The organism is Micromonospora sicca (assembly GCF_003172935.1).
GTDB classification, from domain to species: Bacteria; Actinomycetota; Actinomycetes; order Mycobacteriales; family Micromonosporaceae; genus Micromonospora; species Micromonospora sicca.
In genome coordinates, this window is sequence record NZ_QGKS01000424.1 from 1 (window position 1) to 6,973 (window position 6,973).

General features: G+C 66.6%; 5 protein-coding genes and 4 pseudogenes. 4 read left to right on the forward strand and 5 right to left on the reverse strand.

What is annotated here, in order from left to right; genetic code table 11:
* Window positions 1–160: pseudogene (locus tag DKT69_RS32610) on the forward strand (IS630 family transposase); the annotation flags it as partial.
* 243 nt (window positions 161–403) lie between these two features.
* Here the strand turns inward: DKT69_RS32610 and DKT69_RS32615 are convergent.
* The 3 genes and pseudogenes from DKT69_RS32615 to DKT69_RS38650 form a co-directional block, all read right to left on the reverse strand.
* Window positions 404–836 (reverse strand): annotated as a pseudogene (locus DKT69_RS32615) (IS701 family transposase); the annotation flags it as partial.
* A 29-nt stretch (window positions 837–865) separates the two neighbouring features.
* The gene (locus DKT69_RS32620; RefSeq protein WP_236648497.1) at window positions 866–1,090 is read right to left on the reverse strand and encodes an integrase; all 225 of its coding nucleotides are present in this window, start codon (window positions 1,088–1,090) and stop codon (window positions 866–868) included.
* Between the two features lie 893 nt (window positions 1,091–1,983).
* Complete coding sequence (locus DKT69_RS38650; protein ID WP_161557991.1) at window positions 1,984–2,136, reverse strand: hypothetical protein; 153 nt, start codon at window positions 2,134–2,136, stop codon at window positions 1,984–1,986.
* A gap of 667 nt (window positions 2,137–2,803) precedes the next feature.
* Between DKT69_RS38650 and DKT69_RS32630 the strand changes: the two genes are divergently transcribed.
* The 3 genes and pseudogenes from DKT69_RS32630 to DKT69_RS32640 all read left to right on the forward strand — a co-directional run bounded on the left by DKT69_RS32630 (window position 2,804) and on the right by DKT69_RS32640 (window position 4,939).
* Window positions 2,804–3,961 carry an ISAs1 family transposase gene (locus DKT69_RS32630; RefSeq protein ID WP_236648498.1) on the forward strand — a complete coding sequence of 386 codons (1,158 nt, stop codon included), beginning with the start codon at window positions 2,804–2,806 and terminating at the stop codon, window positions 3,959–3,961.
* A 239-nt stretch (window positions 3,962–4,200) separates the two neighbouring features.
* Window positions 4,201–4,350, forward strand: a pseudogene (locus tag DKT69_RS40335) (integrase); the annotation flags it as partial.
* A gap of 157 nt (window positions 4,351–4,507) precedes the next feature.
* Complete coding sequence (locus tag DKT69_RS32640) at window positions 4,508–4,939, forward strand: integrase core domain-containing protein (RefSeq protein WP_201749970.1); 432 nt, start codon at window positions 4,508–4,510, stop codon at window positions 4,937–4,939.
* 47 nt (window positions 4,940–4,986) lie between these two features.
* On the opposite strand, the gene DKT69_RS32645 is transcribed toward DKT69_RS32640, so the two are convergent.
* Together DKT69_RS32645 and DKT69_RS32650 are read right to left on the reverse strand one after the other, a co-directional pair.
* Window positions 4,987–5,637: a DUF4396 domain-containing protein gene (locus tag DKT69_RS32645; protein ID WP_368666293.1), complete on the reverse strand. Its 651-nt coding sequence runs from the start codon at window positions 5,635–5,637 to the stop codon at window positions 4,987–4,989.
* Window positions 5,638–5,908: 271 nt separating this feature from the next.
* Window positions 5,909–6,694, reverse strand: a pseudogene (locus tag DKT69_RS32650) (D-alanyl-D-alanine carboxypeptidase family protein); the annotation flags it as partial.
* Window positions 6,695–6,973 lie beyond the last annotated feature (279 nt).

Consider the following 6,973-nt stretch of genomic DNA (forward strand, 5'->3'; position numbering starts at 1 on the left):
CAGCGTCAAAGACCTCGAAACCGACGTCAACACCTGGATCGAGGCGTGGAACGCCGACCCGAAGCCCTTCGTCTGGACCAAGACCGCCGACGAGATCCTGGACAGCCTCGCCAACTACTGCACAAGACTTAATCAACTAACCAACGACTCGGAACACTAGTACGGCAGCCCGGGTTCGTTATGTAGATGCTGATGGATCGGCTGGGTTCGGCGGCGGTAGTGGCTGGTCCGTGCGCGTGCTTGGTGTTGGCGTCGCCAGTGTGACCAGGTCAGCCAGTGGCTGATCGGGTGGACGGTGTTGGTGATCAGCGGTTCAAGGCACGGGTGGGTAGGTCGTCGGCGAGCAGGTCGGCGCGGACCGGGCCGTCGGCCGGCCGGGCGGTGACGCGGTGGCTTTCGCCACCGCCAGGACGTAGCCGACACCGTGACGTTGCAGGTCACGGCGGAGCTGCCGGTCACCGCCGTAGGCCTCTTCCGCCGTGGCCCACGTCGAGGGCGCGAGTGAGCATCCGCCGGGCCAGAACAGGCTTCGTGGCGAACTCGACATCAGCCAGGATGCCGGCGGCGGCGCACCGGTCGGGGTCCTCGGTCCACGCCTTGGACAGGTAGACCTCCCGGTCGATCAACGTGTAACCGTCTGGCGCGGCATAGGCGAGGTAGACGGCGACCTGCGCGTTCTCCACCCGCCCCGCCGTGCCGGTGTACTGCCGCTGCACCCCGACGGTGTGCACGCCCTTCTTCAGGTCACCGGTGTCATCCAAGATGAGTACCCCGCCCGGGTCACCGAAGGCGTCGATGACGTAGCCCCGCACGTCGTCGCGCACCGCGTCGGCGTTGCCCTTGCCGGAAACCTCGTCCGCCCAGGTCACGCGGCATGTTCGTACTCGAGAAGGATGCCGCTCAGGCGTTCACGCCTACGTATGTCGAGGCGGGCGATCTGCCCTGGATCGGTGATCGCCCGAGGCAAGGGGTGCAGCGGTCGGGCGTTCGCGATGCCCTGACGCGGCCGATGGGAGTTGTAGAACCGCTCGAACTCCCGCAGGGCCTGGCAAAGGTGGCGCTGGTTCCAGATCAAGGTGCGGTCCAGCAACTCACGCCGACAGGTCTGCACCCTGCCCCTGCCGAAAACCTAATGGCCCAGGTGGGACCAGCTGTAAGCGGATCCTGACGGCGGGCGCAGGACCCGGTTCCTCTCCCGACTGTCTCTCCCACCCCCGGCATGATGATCGGCTGTGCTGCTTCGACTGGCCTATCTCGGTGTGACGAACGCGTTCGCGTTACTGCGGCTGCTTTCGATGAGCGACCGGGACAAGGACGTGGAGATCCTGGCGCTGCGCCACCAGATCACGGTCCTCGAGCGACAGTTGGGCAAGACCCGGCCGCGGTTCTCCCCCAGCGACCGAGCGCCCTCCTGCTGCACCGGCTTCCGCTGGGCGTGCTCCATCGGCTCAGGCTGCTGGTGCGCCCGGACACGCTGCTGCGCTGGCACCGCGACCTCCCCGCGCGTCGCCACGCTGCCAATTCCCGGCCAAAACGGCCGGGCCGGCCACGCACCGTCCGCTCCATCCACGCCCTGGTGCTGCGCCTGGCTCGGGAGAACCCCAGCTGGGGTTACCGCCGCATCCACGGCGAACTGCTCGTCCTGGGGATCAAGACCCCCGCCTCCACCGTGTGGGAAATTCTCAACGAGGCTGGGATCGACCCGGCGCCCGAGCGCACCTCCACCACCTGGGCCGACTTCCTCCGCCGCCAAGCCGACGCCCTGCTCGCCTGCGACTTCTTCGAGAACCGTCACCCTGACCGGAGCGCGGTTGTACGTGGTCGTGCAGCGAGAGCATCCTGCTGTGGGTGCCCGAGGACACCACCGACAGGCCCGCGCGCTCCCACACCGCGGCCGCCTCGGCGTCGCCGGTGACGTCCTCGTCCCGGGCGGTGCGGAACCCCACCGGTGTCATTCGTTCGCTGACGGCGGACACCACCAGCTCAGCCGAAGTTGGAGCGGCTGTGCCGCTGGAACGCCTGGAACGCCTCCCGCGCCGCCTCCGCGCCCTCGGGCAGCGGCGGCGAGCGGGCGTAGTAGTTGTGCAGCTTCCACAGCGCGGATCGTTGAGCTGGAAGAACAGCCGCTTCATTCACCAGCCCGGGCAGTTGCCCTGCTCCACGTCGATCGGCACGCCGCGCACCTCCTCGGTGAGTGAACGGCTATGGCTAATCGACCGCTTATTGGCGGATTAAATCCGGTTTAACTGGCGCCCGAGTGTCAGTGGGCGCCCGTACTGTTCACCGCGCGGAAGGTCGGGGTCCGAAGGACTTCTGCACCCGGTCGCCCGAGGCAGTGAACCGCCGAGGGCAACGGCCCCGGCCCTTCCGTCCAAACGTGAGCCTTGGCCCGTGGATGGCCCGGCAGCTTCGACCGTCGTGGGCGGAAGCGGCTCAGCGACGGTACGAGATCGGCGGCGCCCCCTGCCGAAACCCATCCGCCCTGGTGAGGGCCGCTGTGGCGTGGTCGGTGATGTAGGCCCGGTCGCTGGGGGCTGGGCCTGGGCGTAGCTGGTGATCGATGCGGCATGATGGGCTGCCGTGCTGCTGCGACTGGCGTACTTGGGTGTGACGAACGCGTTCGCGGTGCTGCGCAGGGCGTTCGCAAGATCGAGATATGACCGGATGGTCGGTTGTGGGGTAGTCACGCCGGTTCCGGTGGTTACGTAGAAGAGCGCGGCCTTCTGGTGATCATTCAGGTGTCTAGGCTGGATGATCGAAGAGAAGGACCGCGCTCGTGGAGGCATCATCGTTGATTGGCGGGTTGTCCGCACGTCTGTGCGGCGTGTCGCAGCCGGCAGAGCAGGACACGCCAGGGCTGTTGCAGGCGTTGGCGCAGGTTCCGGACCCGCGGGATGCGCGGGGCCGGATCCATCCGCTGCCGGGCCTGCTCGCGATCGCGGTCGCGGCGGTGGCTTCGGGGCAGTCTCGGGTCGTCGAGATCGCCGAGTGGGCCGCGGATCTGCCGGATGCGGTGTGGGACCGCCTCGGGGCGGCCCGGGACCGGTTCACCGGCGCGCGGCGCGTGCCTGATGACAGCACGTTCACCCGGGTGTTGGCCGGCATTGACGCCGACGCGTTGGACGCTGCGGTGTGCCGTTGGCTGATCGGCCGTGCGGGCTCCGGCGAATCGGGCCGGCGGGTGATCGCCGTCGATGGCAAGACGCTGTGCGGCAGCGGCCCTGCCGGTGTCCAGGTGCATCTACTGGCCGCGTTGGACCAACGTGACCAGATCGTCCTGGCCCAGACCGACGTGGACGGGAAGACGAATGAGATCACCCGGTTCGTGCCGTTGCTGGACGGCCTGGAGCTGACCGGGGCGATCATCACGGCGGACGCCATGCATACCCAGCGCGAGCACGCCCGCTGGCTGGTCGAGAACAAGCACGCCGGCTACCTATTCGTCGTCAAGCGCAACCAGCCGCGCCTGTATCGGCAGGTCAAGGCCCTGCCCTGGACGAAGATCCCCGTGCTGGACGAGACCCGCGACCGGGGCCACGGCCGCCACGACATCCGCCGGCTGCAAGCCGTCACCTGCCACGGGCCCCTCGCCCTAGACTTCCCCCACGCGGCCCAGGCCCTGCGGATCCGGCGCCGCCGGTACAACCCGGCCAACGGCCGCTGGTCCACCGTCACCGTCTACGCGATCACCAGCCTCACCGCAGCCCAGGCCGGACCCGCCGACCTGGCCGACTGGCTACGAGGTCACTGGGCCATCGAGGTCCTTCACCACATTCGCGACACCACCTACCGCGAGGACGCCGGCCGGCTACGAGCCGGCAACGCGCCTCGCGCCCTGGCCACCCTGCGCAACACCGCGATCAGCCTGCTCCGCCTGGACGGCGTCACCTCGATCGCGCCAGCCCTACGGCAAAACAGCCGGAACCCGTACCGATCCCTACAACTGCTTGGACTCACGTAAACGGGCAAATCTCTACCTTGCGAACGCCCTGCGGTGCTGCGCCTGCTGCCGATGAGCAATCGGGACAAGGACGTGGAGATCCTTGCCCTGCGCCATCAGATCGCGGTGCTGGAACGCCATCTGGGCAAGGAGAAGGTTCGGTTCGACCCGAGTGACCGGGCGTTCCTGGCGGTCCTGCTACACCGGCTGCCGCGCGAGGTGCTGCGCCGAGTGCGGCTGCTGGTGCGCGCCCCGATACGGTGCTGCGCTGGCATCGCGATCTGGTCGCCCGCCGTCACGCGGCCGTTTCCCGACCCAAGCGCCCGGGTCGGCCGCGCACTGTGCACTCCGTCCGGGCCTTGGTGCTGCGCCTGGCGCGGGAGAATCCCAGCTGGGGCTACCGGCGCCTGCACGGCGAACTGCTGGTGCTCGGGGTGAAGGTGGCCGCGTCCACCGTCTGGAAGATCTTGAAGGAGGCCGGGATCGACCCGGCGCCCGAGCGCGCTGGCAGCACCTGGTCCGACTTCCTGCGCTCCCAGGCGTACCCCGCATCCAACCACCGCGTGGGTGGCACAGGCGGCGAAGAACCTCGTCATGGACCTCGAAGACAACGGCTCCCGGGCGCGGTTAATGGTCCGCGACCGGGATGGCAAGTTCCCCGATATCTTCGACGCCATCCTCGCCGACGCGGACATCGACGTCGTCCTCATCGGCATCCAGATGCCGAGAATGAACTCGATCATGGAACGGTGGGTACAGACCTGCCGCCGTGAACTACTGGACCGGACCCTGATCTGGAACCAGCGGCACCTGCTCCACGCCCTTCGCGAGTTCGAACAGTTCTACAACGGACACCGCCAACACCAGGGGATCGCGAACGCACGGCCGCTGTGCCCGTTACCCACACAGATCGCCGACCCGGACAAGATTGCCCGCCTCGCCATACGAAGACGCGATCGCCTCGGCGGCATCCTCCACGAGTACGATCATGCTGCCTGACCTGCACGGACGAGTTTTCGGCAAGAGCAGCGTCGGCGCATCACCACCTACTGCGGCGTGCCCAGCAATTCCGTTTTGACGCCGCGGCGGATCAGCAACGAGGTTGGCGGCCAAGCGGCGAAGAAGCCGATGATCAGCCCGACCTGGATAATGAGCCAAAACACCGGACTACCAGGCCGCAGGGCCTCGTGGAAAACAAGAAAATGCATTAGCGCCAGCCAACCTAATAGGCCGAGCTCGAAGACGGACACGGTCAGCAGGTCGCTCCTGAAAAATTTCCGCATTGCGGCCCACGCTCTTCGACCACCCGTGTGAGCCTCAGCAGAGTAGCGAAATGCAACGCCTATGGCCACTGCACCTACATAGTCGCCAACGACTTCGGGCCACAGTGTGCTGCCGAATATTTCGAGGCCAACGCCGTAGGTGATAGGCGTAGCAATGATGACACCCAGAGTGCAGTGCGTCCCACAATGATAAACTTGGATTATCGTAGGAGCATGTCGCGCTGGGCGGGTTGCCGTGCCGGTCCAGCCACCGGGGAGACTGGGGTCTACCCCACTTTCTGTAGGCCAGGACGGCTGCTGGGCCAAGGTAGAGGGCGGTCGCCGGCCAGACAATCTCCATGACCTTGACCGGCTGACGATATCCAAAAATAAATTGGTCAACAACGACAACGACGGTGCTGGCCAACCCCACAAAGAGCACAGCCCACGAAAGCATCACGAGCCACGTCGGTTGCACAATCATCTCCGTTCGCCTCCAGGGCACTCAATGCAATGTCGGTGGCGGCGGATGTGACGAACTCCGCCACCAGGTGAGGAAGGCGACCCAAGTCGAGATGCCGTCTCAAACATGAGAGCACATCGGGCGGTGAGGCATCCGGCATCGCCCACCTGCACAACATCGCGCCTTGCGGGCTGAACAATGAACCCGATGCCGAGCAATGCTTCACCGGGTTACGCGCCCCCTTCACCGTGAGGCGGCTCCACGGCGCGGCCTGCTACGCCACCAGAAAGTTGCCACGATCATGACCACGAGTGTGACGGCAGCACCCACGCCCAGCCCGGCCAGCAATGAAAATGACCAAGACTGCTTCTCTTCGGGTGAGACCAAGCGGCCTACGGTCGCGTCGGGAGGAAGCGCGAAGCCCCAGTCGAGCAGGGCTAGGGCCTCCCCGGAGCTCCCCAGCGGCGCGGTCTCGGCACCGAGCAGGCTCACCACGAGCCGCACCCGTCGCGTTCCACCACGCCGACGTACTTTTGCCGGGCCAGTTGCCTGAAGCCCGTCTTCCCGCCCAGCATGCCGGAAACGCGGTCCAGCAGAGTGTTGTCGTTGACGATCTGGAAGCCCGGCTTTCCCGGCTGTGCCGGAACGTACGCCACGCGGGTTGCGATGTATCTCCGAAAGTCCTCGCGGGCGAAGCAGGCCCGGGCGATCAGCGCCAGGTCGCACGCGCTGGTATACTGACCGGGGCCGTCCAGACCCGAGGGCGTCACCGCGTGGGAGTGGTTCGCCCGCAGCCGACGTGCCTCCTGGTTCATCGCGTCGACTCCGCCCTGCCTGCCGTTCTTGCCGCCGCCGACGCGGGGCCAACACGTTGGCCGCGTCGTTTCCCGACCTCAGGAGGAGTCCCAGCCACAAGGTCTCGATCAGGTATCGGCCGCCCTCGACCACCCCCATCAACGAGCTTTCCGGATCGAGATCGGCCAGATCCACCCGTTTCACCTCGACGACCTGGGCCGAATCGAGGCGCGGGGCATCAGGGCTAACGATCTTTGGTCGCTGGTTTCTTCACACTTGGGTCAAGTTTTCATGCGGCCAGGGGAAGACGGGCGCGGCGGGCGTAGTCGTCGACGGGCCGTGTGATGGAGGCCAGTGCGGCTCGCAGGTCTGGTGGGGCTTGGGGTCAATGCCGCGTAGCCTAAGTTGATCATGGTGTTGGGTGGGTATCCGGGGGTCTGCGGCGTGGCGGGATGACGCCGATGGTCCTGACCGTTTTGATCACGGGTCATGGCGGCGGATGTGGTGGGTCGT